General features: G+C 61.0%; 12 protein-coding genes. 6 read left to right on the forward strand and 6 right to left on the reverse strand.

The genetic code is table 11. The features are described 5' to 3' along the window. The first annotated feature begins 78 nt into the window (after positions 1 to 78). Positions 79 to 387 (forward strand): addiction module antidote protein, encoded by a 309-nt coding sequence (locus tag KW846_RS18765; RefSeq protein ID WP_007973802.1) that lies wholly within the window; start codon positions 79 to 81, stop codon positions 385 to 387. Positions 388 to 401: 14 nt separating this feature from the next. On the opposite strand, the gene KW846_RS18770 is transcribed toward KW846_RS18765, so the two are convergent. Further along, complete coding sequence (locus tag KW846_RS18770; protein ID WP_218484176.1) at positions 402 to 1,214, reverse strand: bifunctional 2-polyprenyl-6-hydroxyphenol methylase/3-demethylubiquinol 3-O-methyltransferase UbiG; 813 nt, start codon at positions 1,212 to 1,214, stop codon at positions 402 to 404. Between the two features lie 170 nt (positions 1,215 to 1,384). On the opposite strand from KW846_RS18770, the gene KW846_RS18775 reads away from it, so the two are divergent. Continuing rightward, positions 1,385 to 1,765 carry a hypothetical protein gene (locus tag KW846_RS18775; protein WP_218484179.1) on the forward strand — a complete coding sequence of 127 codons (381 nt, stop codon included), beginning with the start codon at positions 1,385 to 1,387 and terminating at the stop codon, positions 1,763 to 1,765. Here KW846_RS18775 and KW846_RS18780 read toward each other — a convergent pair whose 3' ends face one another. From KW846_RS18780 to KW846_RS18800, 5 genes are all read right to left on the reverse strand, one after another. Beyond that, positions 1,766 to 3,199: a sigma-54 dependent transcriptional regulator gene (locus tag KW846_RS18780; protein ID WP_102701425.1), complete on the reverse strand. Its 1,434-nt coding sequence runs from the start codon at positions 3,197 to 3,199 to the stop codon at positions 1,766 to 1,768. It abuts the gene before it with no gap. Further along, positions 3,168 to 4,661: a sensor histidine kinase gene (locus tag KW846_RS18785; protein ID WP_218484181.1), complete on the reverse strand. Its 1,494-nt coding sequence runs from the start codon at positions 4,659 to 4,661 to the stop codon at positions 3,168 to 3,170. The genes KW846_RS18780 and KW846_RS18785 overlap by 32 nt, the downstream gene beginning before the upstream one ends. A 103-nt stretch (positions 4,662 to 4,764) precedes the next feature. Beyond that, positions 4,765 to 5,877, reverse strand: a complete 1,113-nt coding sequence (locus tag KW846_RS18790; protein ID WP_218484183.1) for an SCO family protein — start codon at positions 5,875 to 5,877, stop codon at positions 4,765 to 4,767. A 17-nt stretch (positions 5,878 to 5,894) separates the two neighbouring features. Beyond that, entirely contained in the window at positions 5,895 to 8,702 is a 2,808-nt protein-coding gene (locus KW846_RS18795; RefSeq protein WP_218484185.1) for a multicopper oxidase domain-containing protein, read from the reverse strand. Positions 8,703 to 8,887: 185 nt separating this feature from the next. Beyond that, positions 8,888 to 10,333: a HAMP domain-containing sensor histidine kinase gene (locus KW846_RS18800; RefSeq protein WP_218484187.1), complete on the reverse strand. Its 1,446-nt coding sequence runs from the start codon at positions 10,331 to 10,333 to the stop codon at positions 8,888 to 8,890. 279 nt (positions 10,334 to 10,612) lie between these two features. Here KW846_RS18800 and KW846_RS18805 point away from each other — a divergent pair, with 279 nt between their 5' ends. From KW846_RS18805 to KW846_RS18820, 4 genes are read left to right on the forward strand one after another with little or no spacing between them, the layout of a single operon-like run. Then, positions 10,613 to 11,959 (forward strand): hypothetical protein, encoded by a 1,347-nt coding sequence (locus KW846_RS18805; protein WP_218484189.1) that lies wholly within the window; start codon positions 10,613 to 10,615, stop codon positions 11,957 to 11,959. Between the two features lie 35 nt (positions 11,960 to 11,994). Then, the gene (locus KW846_RS18810) at positions 11,995 to 14,244 is read left to right on the forward strand and encodes an Ig-like domain-containing protein (protein ID WP_218484190.1); all 2,250 of its coding nucleotides are present in this window, start codon (positions 11,995 to 11,997) and stop codon (positions 14,242 to 14,244) included. A gap of 60 nt (positions 14,245 to 14,304) precedes the next feature. Then, positions 14,305 to 14,766 (forward strand): curlin, encoded by a 462-nt coding sequence (locus tag KW846_RS18815; RefSeq protein WP_218484192.1) that lies wholly within the window; start codon positions 14,305 to 14,307, stop codon positions 14,764 to 14,766. 29 nt (positions 14,767 to 14,795) lie between these two features. Beyond that, complete coding sequence (locus KW846_RS18820) at positions 14,796 to 16,247, forward strand: curlin (RefSeq protein WP_218484195.1); 1,452 nt, start codon at positions 14,796 to 14,798, stop codon at positions 16,245 to 16,247. The last annotated feature ends 106 nt before the right edge of the window (positions 16,248 to 16,353 follow it).

A 16,353-nucleotide genomic window follows, 5' to 3' on the forward strand; every position in this document is an offset into this window, starting at 1 on the left:
TGGATACATTCGAGTAATGAATTCTTGTCCAGCAGCCGATATCAAACGCGCAAAAAAAATGGCAAAGGAGGTTTGACCATGAGCCAGACTTTGACGAATTTCGACATGGCGGCACTGCTCGACAGTGATGAAGCCATTAGCGAGTACCTGTCTCAGGTACTGGCAGACGGTGACAACGAGGAGTTTCTTCGCGCTATCGGCTATGTGGTGAAAGCCCGTGGCATGACACAGATTGCCAAAGACTCGGGAATGGGTCGCGAAAGCCTCTACAAAGCCTTCGCGCCCGGAGCAAAACCACGTTTTGATACGGTCCTGAAGGTCATTCATGCCCTGGGCATAGATCTCTGCGCGCAGCCAGGGCACACGGTCAATCACTCAAATCTCTGATTTGATTCCGCGCGTTATGTCACTGGCTTCACCACCACCCAGGTAAAACACAACGGCAACTGCGCCACCTGCTGCTGATAGCGGTCATACAGTTCTTCGCGGTTGGAGTGCGGGTATTCCTTGAAGTGACGGATCTGCAGGCCTGCGGCAATGGCGGCGCCGAAGAGGTCGCCCAGGGTGTGGGCGAACCAGTAGGACGGCGCGGCCGGCTGTTCGACCTTGCCCTCGTAGACGATCGGTTCGTGCTGCACGAAGGGTTCGCGACGGAAGTATGAACTGGTCGGGCGAAAAGGATCGGCGTCCTCGGGGTCGAACATTTCCAGGAACGGGTGGGTTTCGTACACCACCAGCGCGCCCCCCGGTTTCAGCGTACGCGCCACATGGCGGAAGAATTCGCCGATGTCCGGCATCCAGTTCAAGACCCCGATGGTGATCAGCGCCAGGTCGAAGCGCTCCTGCAGTGGCGCAGGCAAGTGGTGAATGTCCGCTTCGATGAATTGCGGCGCATGGGGCGAGCGGGAAGCCAGTTCCCGTGCCTGCTCGAGAAATGCGCCGGACTGGTCGACGCCCACCACGCTGCGCGCGCCCAGGGCGAACAGCGACAGGCTTTCGCGGCCGTTGTTGCAGCCCAGTTGCAGCACCTCCTTGCCGTCGACACCGGTCTGGGCCAGCAAGGCGGTCAGGGTGTCATCCAGACAGGAAAAATCCGCCTGTTCCACGCCCTTCAACAAGGCTTGCCATTCGCTGGAGTCTTTGTGGTGACGGGCGGAGTCATTCCAGGCTTCGCGGTTGCTGGCGATGGCTTGTTCTTTTGTCGGCAGTTCCATTGCACGCTCCAGGGTTCGGGTCGTCGAATTGACCGGCGGAGTCTAGATCAAGCCCATCCTGACAGATGTTGCGAACTTGTAATCCGCGCAGCGCCGACGGCTGCCCCCGGCGCCAGCTATAGTTAATGACCTTGGAAGAATGTGGTTAAACCGAACTAGCAGGTGTTGCCATGAAAAAGACCGACCTGACGCTTTTGTTCGCCTTCTGCCTGAGCCTGTCCGCTGCGGCCCGTGCCGACGACTTTCCAAACACCACTGACTACAGCAGTGAGTTCAACTATTACGGCGCCGACCAACCCTTCGCCCACCCCGCACCACCGTCCATGAACATCATCCCGCCGGGCTCATACATCCCGACCGCGCCCGGGGATTTCATTCCGGTTTCAAGCCAGCACGTGTTTACCGACTCGCGCCTGCCAACCGTGGCCGATGCCACGGTCCGGGTGTTTATCCGCTCCTACGATCCGGAGCGTGGCGTCTACGTGAACCAGGAAGTCGAGAATCCCGGTTGCTTGATGTCCTGCCTCAGACAGGGTCCGATGTTGCAGTGATTACCACTGGCGCTTGTCCGGACGGGCGAGGCCGAGCTTCTCGATCCGGTAGCGCAACATGTCACGGCTAAGGCCCAGCAGGCGTGCCGATTTGGTGACGTTCCAGTCAGTCTTGTCGAGCATCTTGCGCACCATGTCGCGCTCCACTTCCGGCAGGTTCATGGACTCGCCGCCGTTGTAGGACGGACGCTGTTCGCTGAAATGCTGCGGCTCGTGATGAAACATCGGTGGCTCATCCACCAGGCTCAGGCAGACGTTCAATTGATGGGCGGCGATGGTGTCGCTTTGCGCCAGCAACACGGTTTGCTCGAGCATGTTGCGCAATTCGCGTACGTTGCCTGGCCAGCTGTAGCTGAGCAGCAACTCTTCGGCCTGGTTGCTGAAATACAGGTTCGGCTTGCCGTAGCGTTTGCCATGCAGCCCCAGGAAGTGCCGGGCCAGCAGCAGGATATCGGCGCCACGTGCGTACAGGCGCGGCACCTTGATTGAAATGATGCGCAGGCGGAAAAACAGGTCGCGGCGGAATTTGCCTTGCTGGACCATCTGTTCGAGATTGCAGTTGGTGGCGCTGATGACCCGCAGATCGACCTTGCGCTCCTTCACCGAGCCGACCCGGCGAATGGTCCGGTCTTCCAACAGCTTGAGAAGCTTGGCTTGCAACAGCAGGTCCATTTCACCGATTTCATCGAGGAACAGCGTGCCGCCATCGGCCGCTTCCACCAGCCCCATGCGACGGTCCTTGGCGTCGGTGAAGGCACCTTTCTCGTGGCCGAACAGCTCTGATTCCACCAGGTTGGAAGGAATCGAGGCGCAGTTGAATTCAATGAACGGGCCTTTGCTGCGCGGGCCGTCGAAGTGCAATGCCCGGGCCACCAGTTCCTTGCCGGTACCGGTCTCGCCTTCCACCAGGACCGGCGGCAGATCGCTGTTGGCCATCCGCCGTTCGGCGTCGAGCAACTGGCTGATGGTGCCCTTGAGATACACCATCGGTGCCGACTCGCCAATCAGTGCCTGCACCCCCGACTTCTGGGCCTCACGCTCCTGGTAGAAGGACAGCGTGCGCTCCATGCGGTCGGTCGCCAGGGCCTTGTCGAGCAGCAGCTTGAGTTCCGGCAGGGCCACCGGTTTGGTGACGTAGTGAAAGGCGCCCTCTTTCATTGCCACCACGGCGTCTTCGACGTTGCCGTAACCGGTCATCATGATCACTTTCAAATCCGGCGCGCTGATGCGCAGCTTCTGGATCAGGTCGTGACCACTCATGCCCGGCAACGAGTTGTCGGTCAGTACCACGTCAGGTGCGAAAGAACCCAATTGCTCCAGTGCATCTTCAGCCGAGTGGCAGACGGTCACCTCGAAGTCCTTGCGCTCCAGGTAAGTCTGAATATTCTCGGCGAGGATCTCGTCATCCTCGACCAGCAGAATGCTGTGCTCCATATACCCCTCCCGTTGCCACTTTGAAATTGAGACAAACACGGGTTCCTTCCTGCTCCCGGCTGGTCAGATCGACCGAGCCGTCAAACCGCTCCATTATTCTTTTGACCAGGGCCAGGCCCACACCCAATCCACCTTGTTTGGTGGTGAAAAACGGCTTGAAGACCATTTGCTGTTGTTGTTTGGACATCCCTTTGCCGGTGTCGGTCAGGATCATGCTCAAGTAGCCGGGCACCGGGGAGTCGATCTCGATCGTCAGCATGCCCCCCTTGGGCATGGCTTCCAGTGCGTTGGCAAACAGGCTATTGAGTATTTGCGTCAGTAGCACCTGGTGGCTGACGACCGGTGGCACGCTGGCGGGAGCGAAACGCACTTCGACGTTCGAACGCTTGATCAGGGACTCAAAGGCACTCAGGGTGTCGTCGATGGCGAGCACCAGGTCGACCGATTCAAAGTCGTCATTCATCGGCCGCAACGACACCAGCAACTCCCGGACCCAACGCGACATCCGGTCGACCTGATTGATGATGTCGCCAATGTTTTTCTGCGCCGGCTGGCTGGCGATATCCTGGGCCAGTTCGGCGCTGGAACGGATGTTGGCCAGTGGATTACGCAAGCTGTGGGCGACCGCCGAGGACATTTCCCCCAGGGCGACAAAGGTTTCGTTGGCGATCAGCTGTTTTTGCTGGCTTTGCAACAGCATCGCCGCACGCCGCACGATCCAGAACAACCCCAGGTAGATCGCCGCCCCGCCAATCAGGGTCGCCAGCCAGATCGCCTTGAAACCACGCTGGATGCGCCCCACCAGGTCCACCGGTTCCTTGTAGATCTCCACCATGGCGATCACTTTGCTTTTGTCGGCGTTGAACATCGGAATGTAGTTCTCGACGAACAGGTATTCCGGTTCGTGCAGCAGGCGCTGCTCGGGACGCTCTTCATCGATCTGGTGGTAGCTGGTGGACACCGGCGATTTCATTTCGAAGGATTCATCCAGTTCATTGTCGTCCTCGATGCGCACGCCGATCAACTCGGAGTTGGTCGACCAGACCACGGTGCGGTCCTGGGCGTACACAGTCGCCAGCAGGATGTCCGGCAGATGCTCCACATGGTCGAGAAACTCGGCGCGTGCAGCGGCCCGGGATTCGGGGCGGACGTCGGCGTAGGCATGATCCAGTCGCGGGTCGAGCATTTCGCCCATGGTTCTGTCCGGCGAAATTCCGGCATGACGGATTTCGGCCTCGCCGATGGCCTGGATGAACTGCGCGGTCAGCATCGAATCGCGCTCGATGCTTTCATCGACCACGAAGCGCGTGGAGATGTAGCCCAGCCCCAGCGCCACCACGGCGATGATGAAAAAACTGGCCAGGGAGAACCAGCGTAGCAAGTTGAACTGCGGCCGCCACCCCTTGCGCGGCGCTGCCGGGGCCTGCGGCGCAGGTACTTTTTGTTGTTCCAGTATCTGCATGGGGTCTGTCCTGAGTCCTTGAAAACCAGCCTTTCCAGCCCTGTATCAAGTCAGTGTAGGTAACATTGATAGCAATTGACTGGCCAACGTAACTATTTTGACGCTATTGCATTTGGGGCACGTTCGGTGGCGTAACTGAATGATGATGTTCAGGCTCCTCGCTACCACTGGCCAATGGCGCCACGGGCGGATGCTGACGGTCGGTTTCTTCGTGCAGGAAGTCGATGATGGACTGGGCGGACTTCTGGTCCAGCCGCAAGTTGGGCATCGAGATTCTGTTGTAGCGATCGAACAGCTCCATCGCAATCGGGTCCTTTTCCGCCAGCATGCGATCCGGTTCACGGATCCAGCGGTTGAGCCAGGTCGGATCGCGCTGACGAGTCACGCCGATCAGGTCCGGGCCGATGCTGCGCAAACCAATGCCCTGTCCGTCCTGAGGGCCGAGGCTGTGGCAAGACGCGCAGCGGGTGCGGAACAGCTCTTCGCCATTGCTTGGCGGACGAATTTCCGGTGCATCGACGTAGCTTTCTTCCACACTGGGCTGCTTCCAGTTCTGCAGGGTGTTGGCCAGTTGGTCGGCCAGGATCCACGGATTTTCGAACGGCGAGGCCTTCATCCAGCGGCCCGTTTCCTGGTTGCCGACGATCAGGCTCAGGTTGTGGTCCTTGTTGCGTCCGTTGTCGATGCCGTCGATGAACAGGCCCAGTTTCTGCCGCAGCTCGGTGACGTCGGCGAATTCCCCGGTGAGGAATTTCCACCCGGGCCCGACCTGGAAGCGTTGCGCATAGGCCTTGAGCACCTCGGGGGTATCGCTCAAAGGGTCGATGCTGATGGAGTAGAAGAAAATATCCTTGCCGACCCTGTCTCCCAGCAGTTTCTGCACCTGACGCAGACGCGCGGTTTCCAGGGGACAGGAGTCGCTGCACGTGGTGAAGATGAAATTGATCACCACCACCTTGCCTTTGATCATGTCATCGAAAAAACGCAGCTGCCGACCGTCCTGGTCGGTCAGCAGGGTGTTGGGGAAATAACCGGCACCCCAGGGGGTGGCGTCCTCGACGACAGCGGGTTCGGCAGCGGCTGCCGGAGCCGGTGTGGGCGTCGACAATGGCTGGCTGGCGACCAGCAGCTGGCTGGCCAGCAAACCGGTCACCAGCATCAGCACCAGGTGCATGCCCAAAGCGCGTGAGCGTGGTGAATGCAGCTTCGTGTTCATGTCGACACCCTCCCGGTTCATTTCGTGACGGTCACTTTCGGACCGTAACCATCACCGGTACGGAAGGTTGGCAGCGCGGCAGAGTTCACGTAGCGCACACCATCCCAGCTCGGCAGCGGTGTCGGCATCAACTGGAATTGCCCCGGGTGTTCAATGTCCCAGCGCAGCAGCATCGAGTTGTCCTCGTGCTGCGTGTTGTGACAATGCTCCATATAGGTCCCGGCGAATTCGCGGAAGTTGATCGCCATCTCTACGCTGTCCAGGCCATCCTTTTCCGTACCGATGCGGTACACGTCCTTGCGCGCCCATTTTTCCCACTCAGGCGGCGCCTTGCCGCCGCGGCTGAGAATGATCCCCTCCTCGAAGTGCACATGCACCGGATGGCTCCAGCCACCGCCGCCGAGCTTGATGTTCCACACCTCCAGGGTCCCGAAGCCCTTGACGCCGGCATCGGTCGGGCCACTGGCCAACTGGGTGGCCGTGTTCAGGCGACGTGGATCCATGTGGAAGCCGAAGCCACCATCGGTCTTGACCGTCCAGGGCGCCTCATCGGTGCCGTCGGAGCGGCCGAAGGTGAAGGTGCGATGGCGGGCCTTGGCCAGCAGTGCCTTGTCGACCGTGTTGTCGCGATGGATCTTCAGCGGGATCATCACCAGGCCTTCAGCCTTGCCTGGTTTGGCCGGCTCGTACAGTGCAGGGTCCATGGCCAGGTCCTGGCCGGTGTAGGCCTTGACGTTGAGCTGCAGGATCTTGCCCACCGCCGGATCACCCCTGTCCCATTGGGGCCCATTGCTGCTTTGCTTGATCACCGCCAGGTATTTTTCCGAGAGCACGTCCGCCAGCGCCACCGGCTCTTTCGGGCCTTTGCCGTCGTCATGCACCAGCAGGTTGACGAAGAAGATCTTGTCGCCGGGCTTGATGCCGTTTTTCGCGAAGTTGACGATGATGTCGAACCGCTCGGCAATGCCCTGGGTGGGCAGGATGGCGTTGTGGTTCTGTTTGTCGCCGTCGGCGTCCAGGTCCATGCTGCCGTCGAAAGGCACGCTGTGTTCCATGATGTTGCCGTCGTTGGCGATCATGTGGAACGGCACCCGGGCATAGGACACACCCGAGCCTTTGGGGCCCTGGAACTCGCCGCTGGTGCCCTTGATTTCACGTACGAGCGCCAGTTTGTAGTAACGCGATACCGAACCGTTGAGGATGCGGAACCGGTAGCTGCGGGCCCGCACGTCCAGGGTCGGTTTCCACTGCCAGTTGACCAGCACCTGGTCACCGATGAAGCCGTCGGTGTTGAACGGGTTGAACCATAGCTGACCAGTCTGATCCCAGGCCTTGTCGGCCACTACCAGGTTGACGTCGTAGTCGCGGTTACCCCAAGGCAAGGCGCTGCCGCTGGGGAAACGCAGGTTGACGCCGTCGTTCACCGATTCGTTGCCACGGTCCAGGGCGCTGTAGTAGTTCATCATCGCCGCGTTGCCCTTGTAGACATTCTGCGCGGTGAAATCGAGCATGTGGTCGTGGAACCAGTGGGTACTCATGGTTTCACGCCAGTCGCCGCGGATCTTGATGGTGCCGTGGTCGCAGGTTTTCAGGCCAGGGCTGCCGTCGTTGGTCCACAGGGTTTCGCCGGGCGAGCAAGGGAACGCCGCACGCGGATCCTTGGCATCAGTATTGATGCTGTCATAGCCGGCCAACTGGATCGGCCAGCGATAATCGTAATACTGTCCCGGAAAGAAAAACGCGTTGGCATAGCCGTCGCTTTCCGCCGGAGCGTGACCGTTGTGCTCGTGGGTGCTGATGGTGTGCAGGCCGAAGCCCATGTTCGCGCCCGGGTCGATCGGCAAGCCGTTGTAGTGACGCATCAACACCGGCTGGCCATACCTGACCATCAGCAGTTTCGGCGGCAAGGTGCCGTCGAAGGTCCACACCGAGTTGTGCTTTTGCACCGGCATGTTCGGGTGAAAACGTGCATCGACGCCCTTGGAGGTGCCATCGGTTGCCGGTACACCGGCGACGTTGTGATACAGACCGCCAGGACCGAACTCGCCCACGGCGTAGTGGTGCATTTGCCGGGCATCACGGATACCGCCATTGACCCGTGCGCCGGTCTGCACGGTTTTGTAGGCGTTCTGCGGGTAGAACTCGTTCCAGCGCTGATGGGACCAGCCCTTTCCTGGTGGACGACCTTCGGCGGCAGAACCGATATGACGGTTGAGGAAATATTCGATCTGCGCCTGCCACGGATTGCGGTCAACCGCATTGGAATACTGGCTCGGAAAGGGTGTCAGCCCCGGCTGGCGCAAAAAGGCATCGAGCGCTGCGCTGGGCGGTGCACTGCGCGCCGCACTGGTAGGGTCCTGTTGCGGCAAAGGGCCAATGGCCGGTGGTGGAAACGGCAGCGGTGCAGAGGGAGTGGTGGGGTCGAGTTTTTCCGGCCCGAATTCCTCGAACAACACCAATTGCTGGGTAAATGGCTGCGCGCCGAACAACGGGCTGGGTTTGCCATTGGTGGGGTAGTTGAAACTGGTTTGCTGTGCCGGCGGAAGTTGGTTTTCCACCCGGGTGGTATCCCGCGAGCCTTTGTTCCCGTCAGGCAGATCGAAGGAGTCCTGGTTGGCCTCCGGCATGCTCAAAATGGCATTGAGCGCCGCCGGTTCATCCGCGGGTTCGTCGTAATACGCTGAAGGATCGGTAGGCTCTGGCTGTCGCTCGTCGTCGATGGGGCTGGCGCGCAATGTCGCGGTGCCCAGCGCCATTGTCAGTAAGACGCCCAAAGGCGTTAACAGTGTCAGACGTTTGAAGTTGTGCCGAGCTTTTCTTTCCATCACCAGCCGCCTCGATGTCGTGAAGGGGGTGATGGTGGCTGTGCAAGGACCTCGCCAGCTTTGTAACTGTTTTATACAAAAGTATTAACACTCGATAAAACAATGGCTTATCAACATCGATGTGCCATGAGCGTGGAAATGACTGGGGAGTGACACCCGCTAACGGGGATAGCTCGTCCCCGCTTTCAGGGGACGAGCATAAACGACAGACGGACCGTGGTGCCCTCGCCTTCACGGCTATCGAGGGTCACTTCACCGCCAAAACGCTCCATGATCCGCTTGACCAGTACCAGCCCGACGCCCAGACCACTCTGCTTGGTGGTGAAGAACGGCCGGAAGGCCATGGTGCGCTGTTCTTCGCTCATGCCTATGCCGGTATCGCTGACCGTCACGCTGACACGCTGGGCTTCGCGCGGCTCGATTCGGATGGTCAGCGTTCCGCCGCTGCCCATGGCTTCCAATGCATTGGACAGCAGGCTATTGAGGATCTGGGTCAATTGCACGTGCTGGCTCAGGACCATGGGCGTCTGGTCCGGCTCGAACACCACGTTGACCCTGGCCTTGCCGATCTGCTGCTCGTAAGCCAGCAGGCTGTCGTGCAGTGCAGCCACCAGGTTCACCGGTTCCGCCTCGTCATTGAGCGGTCGCAGGGACTGGAGCAACTCCCGTACCCAATTCGACATGCGATCGACCTGACCGATGATGTCGGTGATGTTGCCGTGTGCCGGACCGTCGTCGAACTCTATCGCCAGCTCGGCGCTTGAACGGATGTTCGCCAACGGATTGCGCAGACTGTGGGCGACCGCGGAGGACATCTCCCCCAGCGCGACGAAGGTTTCGTTGGTGATCAACTGCTTCTGCTGCGTCGCCAGCAGGATCGCCGCACGCCGCACGATCCAGTACAGCCCCAGGTAAATCAGAGCGCCGCCCAGGGCGGTCGCCAGCCAGATCAGCACCAGGCCGCGCTCCATGCGGTTGATCAGGTCCTGCGGTTCCTTGTAGATCTCGACCATCGCCGTGACGGTGGTGCCATCGGCGTCGAACAGGGGAATGTAGTTCTCGAGGAAGATGAATTTGGGGCGCACCGCGAACTTCTGCTCCATGCGGGACTTGTCCACATCGTGATAACTGGTCGACACGGAAGTCTTCGAGTTGAATGCCCGCTCGAGGTCTTCATCGTCATGAATCGTGGTGCCCATCAACGACGGATTGGTCGACCAGATCACCATGCGGTCGGGGGCATAGATATTGGCCAGGATCACGTCCGGCAGATTTTCGATATGGTCGAGGAATTCATCACGGGCACTGGCCCGGGCCAGCGGGTCGACGTCGGGAAAGTCCTTGTCTGTTCGTGGGTCGAGCAACTCGCCCATGGTCCGCACATTGGGCATCGACACATGGCGCACCTCGGCCGTGGCAATCGCCTGGACGAACTGTGAGGTCAACAGCGCATCGCGCTGCACGCTTTCGGTAATCACGAACCGCGTCGACACCGCCCCCAGCGCCACCGCCACCGTGCCGATCACCGCCATGCTGATAAGCGAAAACCAGCGCAGCAGATCGAAAGGCTGCTTGCGCGTTCTCAAGCGGACTTCGCTTTCGCTCGCAAGCACTTTGGCGATTGTGGTCATGGACACGTTCCCGGTAACCCCCCATAGGTTTATAGCCCACTCAAGGCAAATTGCCCGAACCTGGGGGCTGTGATTCCCCACCCTCCCCTACGCCCCATCACCCCCAATGTTGGGGACAACCGCCCGTTTGAGCATTTCCCGGTCTGTCGGCCGCGACTGCGCCAACGCCTTTACTCCGGGCCTCTCACCGGCGTTTTCGCTAATTGGTATGGAAGTTGCCAACTTCCCAGCCAACTGACCCACCCCTATGGGGCAGGTACTTCGATAGAGGGAATACTCATGCACCCTTTACTGTACAAAACCGCGACCGCGCTGGTCGTGACCGCTCTGGCCCAAGGCATCGCCCAGGCAGCGCTGTTTGCCGTAGACCCCGGCCCCTACCTGCCAGCCAACGGCAATTTCGCCGCCTGGTATCAGGATGCCCACGGCCGAACACTTGACCTGTGCCTGTCAAAAGCTGTCAGTTCCAGGGTTGCCAGCGCGCCTGGCGCCCCGACTTACATGTGCTCGTTGATCCCGAACCCCGGGATTTTCGATGACACCCAACCGTTGGTCTTCCCGACCAACTTCCCCGACGAAGCGTTCTGGGCGACCGGCGAAACGACCATCGTCGACGCCGCCCGAGGCATCGACCTGACCTATGTCTCGGCGCTCGAAGCCGCCTTCAGCGGTGGTGATCCGCTGGAGGGCGATCAGATCAGCTTCGCCCGTATCCGTATCCGCGTCGACGTACCGGTGGCCGGCACCTATGTCATCACCCACCCCTACGGCGTCGAGGTATTCAATATCGACACCCCCGGCCGGCGGGCGATCAACATGACCCGGGACATCGGCATCGGCGCGCCAAAAACCTACAACGGCGCACTCAAGGGTGACGTCGGGCCATTCCTGCGCAGCCTCAACGGCCCCTATACCGAGACCAACCCGACCACGGGCCAGGCGGAAACATTCGTCGGCGATCCGAACCTCAACGAAGCCGTCACCGGCAGCCCGTTCAACACTAACTACGTGCGCATCGAAGGCCCCAATGGCCTGGACTTGCGCACCACCCTCTTCGCCGTTTCCGGCAAGTTGTCGTCGGTGGTTCGGCCGACCCCGGTGATCGCCGAACGCAGCACCTACTCGCGTCATGCCGGCGCCAGCGCACCGGTGGCCCAGCAGGATGTGTTCGTGATGGCCCCGCCGCCGCCGGCCAGCGTGACCCTGACCAGCAACAACCCGGTGCTGAATTTCTCCGAAGCGGACACCACCGGCCACTGGTATGCGCAGTCACCGACCAATCCGGCCCTGCCGAGCACCTTGCAGGTGACCGCCGACAACCACCTGGCCATCCCAAGCAGCACGCCGACCGTCCTGCCAATGCCGCTGACCGACCTGGTGACGATCTCACGGGCCGAGTACAGCCTGAGCACCGGGCAAATCAGTATCACCGCCTCGACCAGCGATGAAACATCGCCACCGGTGCTCACCGCTACCACCGGCACCGGTCTAGCCATCGGCGCCCTGAGTGGCGACGGCGCCGAGAAAAGCCTGGCCACCGGCATCACGCCGATTCCGCCAGCCCAGGTTCGCGTGACGTCATCCAATGGCGGCAGCGATACCGAAGAAGTGGTCATCGTGCAATGAACGCTCACATGCCCAGATCCTCATCAGGAGGCATCATGAACAAATGGCCACGCCTGGCGGTCAACGCCCTGGGACTGACTCTATCGCTGTCCGGCAGTGCTTTCGCGCAACTCGCCGCCGTCGATCCCGGCCCTTACACCTTTGCCACCGGGAAATTCCCGATCTGGTATCAGGACCAAAATCAGCTGTCGATGGAGCTGTGCCAGTCCCGTGCCGTCAGCACGAGGGTCGCTGCCAGTGTGCCGCCGGCCTACATGTGCACCCTGCTGCCGACACCCGGCATTTTCGACGACACCCAACCGATGGTGTTCCCCGATAACTGGCCGGACGAAGCCTTCTGGTACCTGGCCGAAACCACCATCCCCAACAACGCCGCCGGCTATGGCATGGATGCTTATGTCGCCGGGATCGAGGCTGCCTTTGCCGGCGGCAATCCGGTCGACGGCGACCAGATCAGCTTCGCGCGGATTCGCATGAGGATAAATGTTCCCACTGCCGGGACCTACACCATTACCCACCCCTATGGTGTGGAAACGGTCAACGTCACCACTCCCGGACGGCGTGCGATCAACATCACCAGGGACGTCGGCATCGGTGCGCCAGGGGTGTTCACCGGTGCGGTCAACGGCGCGATCGGGCCGTTCCTGCGCAGCGTCAACGGCCCCTACACCGCGGTGAATCCGGACACCGGCGCCATCGAAACCTTCATCGGCGACCCGAACCTCACCGAGGCCGTGACCGGCAGCCCCAACAACACCAACTTCGTACGCATCCAGGGCCCGGCCGGGACCATCCAGACCAACCTCTTCACCGTGGCTGGCAAGGTGCTCGACAGCCGCGCGCAAACCGCGGTGGACATGAGCCGTGCCACCTACCGGCGCACCGCCGGCACGGGAGGCAACAACACCCGGGTCGAAGTGTTCGCCAAAGCCGACAATGGTTCGACCCTGTGCTTTCGCGAAAGCATCGCCCTGGTGCCCGGCCCGCCACCCACGCCTTGCCAGACCAGCATGGTGAGCGATAACAACGGCACGTTCTTCGCCCAGCATCTGCTGGCCAACGGCACCGTGCCTCAGGTCGTGGTGGTGACCGCCACCAACCCGGCCGGCACCACCCGCCCGACGGCCGTGTCAAGCAAGCTCTCGGACGTGGTGAAAATCCAGACCGCTCGGTATAGCTGGAGCAACCACAGCCTGCTGATCGAAGCCTCCTCCACAGACGAAGTGGTGGTACCGGACATGGTCGCCCAGGGTTTCGGACGACTGACGAAATCCGGCACCCTGCAAAGCCTGACGGTGGCTGACCTGGCCCAACCACCTGCAACCGTCACGGTGAAATCCGCCGCCGGTGGCAGTGACACCGAGCCGGTTGTCGTCGTCGGCACTGCACCGGACACCGGCGCGAACCAGGCACCGATCTCCGTTGCCGATACCGGCAGCACCAGCTTCGGCGTGCCGATCACCCTCAACCTGCTGGCCAACGACAGGGACCCTGATGGCAACACACCGCTGAGCATTACCGCGCTGACCCCACCGGCGACCGGCCAAGGCACCGTGGCATTGAGCGGCACCACGGCGGTGGTCTACACCCCACCTGCCGTGGTCAACGCGCCGCTGACCACGACCTTCACCTACAAGGCCCAGGACATCAAAGGCCTGGCCTCGACGACGGCGGCAACCGTGACCATTACCGTGGCGCCTAACCGGCCTCCGGTGGCAGTCGCCGATGCCGTCACGACCCTGGGTGTGGCGATCCCTATCAGCGTGCTGGCCAACGACACCGATCCGGAAGGCAACCTGCCGCTGGCCGTCGCCAGCTTCACTCCGCCACCGACAGGTAGCGGCACCGTTAGCAGTAACGGCACAGTGCTCACCTACACGCCACCGGCCAGCGTCCCCACGGCCTTCACCACGACCTTCACCTACTTCGCCAGGGACAGCTTCGGCGCCGTGTCGACGACGCCGGCCACGGTCACGGTGCAGGTCTCGCCAAAGCCTGCTGCGGAAACCTTCGCAGTGACCACCGCAACGGTGAGCGCCCGCTCCAATAACCGCTTCACCTGGAACTTTGCCGGCACCTCATCGGTGACCACCGGCAACACCATCACCGTCAAGGTCACGACCCCTGCCGGGCTGGTCACCCTGGGCACCACCTCCGTACCGGTGAATGGACGCTGGAAGTTGACGGTGAACAACACCACCACCGTGGTTCCGTCGGCGAACCCGACTGCCACGATCACCTCGTCCCAAGGCTCCGTGCGTTCGGTGCCGGTGATCGCCAACTGAACCCGCGCCCCATCAGCCACGCTGGCTGATGGGGCCGGCTTCAAACCTAAGGACAGGTCCATGAAAACTTCGACTGCCACCTTGCTCTGCCTGCTTCTGCTGTGCGGCATTACAGGCGTGCGCGCCGACGATTTGATGGAAAACGAGGACCTCGGCCCCGGTGGCGATCTTGGTGAGTTGCCACCACCGGCAGGTCAGCACGCGCTGATCGACCAGAACGGCCAGGCCAACGTCGCGATGCTGCAACAGAACGGTCAGTCGTTGCTCGGCACCATCGTCCAGGCGGGAAGCAATCAGGAGGCTTACATCCTGCAACAAGGAAGCGACTTGATGGCAATGATCAATCAGCAAGGCTCCGGTAACGATGCCTCGATTACCCAGACAGGCAGCCACAACCGCGCCCGGATCTCACAGAACGGCAATGACAACAGCGCCAGCATCGACCAGGCCGGCACGGGGCTGCAAAGCGCCGTGAACCAGTCCGGGAACGGCATGAGCGTTTCGGTCAAACAATATCGTTAAAGCACTGCACCCAATATGGAGATTCAATCATGTTCAAATTGACGCCCCTCACCGCCGCGATCCTCGTCATGGTCAGTGCCCAGGCCATGGCTGAAGACAGCATTTCCAACCAGTTTCAGGACGGCACCGCCAACATCGCCGACGTGAAGCAGATCGCGGCTGCGCTCAGTAGCGCCAATCAACAGCAACAGGGTCTGGGCAACGATGCCGCGGCGGTGCAGGACACCGCCACCAGCACCATCGACCAGCAACAGTCCGGCCAGTACAACGCCGGATATGCCGAGCAGCTGTATGAAAACGGCAGCACCATCCATCAGCTGCAGTCCGGCACGTACAACAACACCCATGCCAGCCAGTCAATCGGCGTGGGTAGCAGCGAGGCCTTGCAGCAACAGGAAGGTAACGGCAACTTCTCGCTCATCTACCAGAGCAGTCAGGACGGCGCGTCCGCCAAAACCTTCCAGTTCGGTGACAACAACGAAGCCAACGTCGAACAGACGGAGGTGGGCATCGGCAACAAAGCGACGGTCACCCAGCACGGCAACGAGAACTACGGCACCGCCGAACAGGTTTTGCACAACGGCGCCCGGATGGACATCAACCAGAACGGCGACGGCAACTATGCCTATGGCGACCAGCGCAACGGCCAGGGCGGCAACCTGAGCATCAACCAGTACGGCAACGGCAACGGCACCGAAGTCTGGCAAGAGACTCAGGTCGCCAGCCAGGCCACCATCAACCAATACGGGAACACCAACGAAACCATCGTCGACCAGAGCTTTGGCGATAACAACGTGGCTTCGGTGCTGCAGGTCGGCAACCTCAATGCCCTCTATGCCGACCAGTACGAATCCACCAACGCGACCCTGGCGCTGTATCAACAAGGCAACAGCAACGTGCATTACACCTATCAAAACGGCACTGACCAGGTGCTCAATGTCACCACCACAGGTGACGGCAACAAGGTCTACGCCAGCAACTGGAAAGGCCCGCAGACCGGCGGCCAGTTCGGCACTGGCCAGCGTGCGACCATCAACCAGAATGGCTACGACAACGTCGCCAACTTCACCCAGAACGGTACCGGCCATATCGTGACCACCCACCAGACCGGTACCGGCAACAAAACCACCGTCAGCCAGGACAATTTGTATAACGAGCTGTACTTCGACCAGAACGGCACTGACAACATCCTGATCTCCGACCAGCGCGGCGAGACCAACCTGGCCATGGGCAGCACAATGGGTACGGGCAACAGCACCGAATTCAATCAGGACGGCAGCAGCAACCGCGCCTACACCCAGCAATTGTCCGGCAGCAGCGACAACATGATCACCGTCAAACAGGCCGACACCATGAACGTGGCGTACGTGACCCAGGGCGGCACCGGCAACATCGCCAACATCGACCAGAGCGGCATGACCCAGACTGCCACCGTGCAACAGTATGGTTCGACCAACCAGGCCACCGTGCTGCAGCAGTAATCGGGGGGGGGGGGGGCGGGTTACGTGGAAAAACGAAACGCCGCCCGGCCTGTAGGCGCGAGCTTGCTCGCGATGGCGGTCAACGATGATGCGGGGAGCCTGCCCC

Origin of the sequence: Pseudomonas sp. PDM32, from assembly GCF_019219225.1 — a bacterium.
Lineage (GTDB): Bacteria > Pseudomonadota > Gammaproteobacteria > Pseudomonadales > Pseudomonadaceae > Aquipseudomonas > Aquipseudomonas laurylsulfatiphila.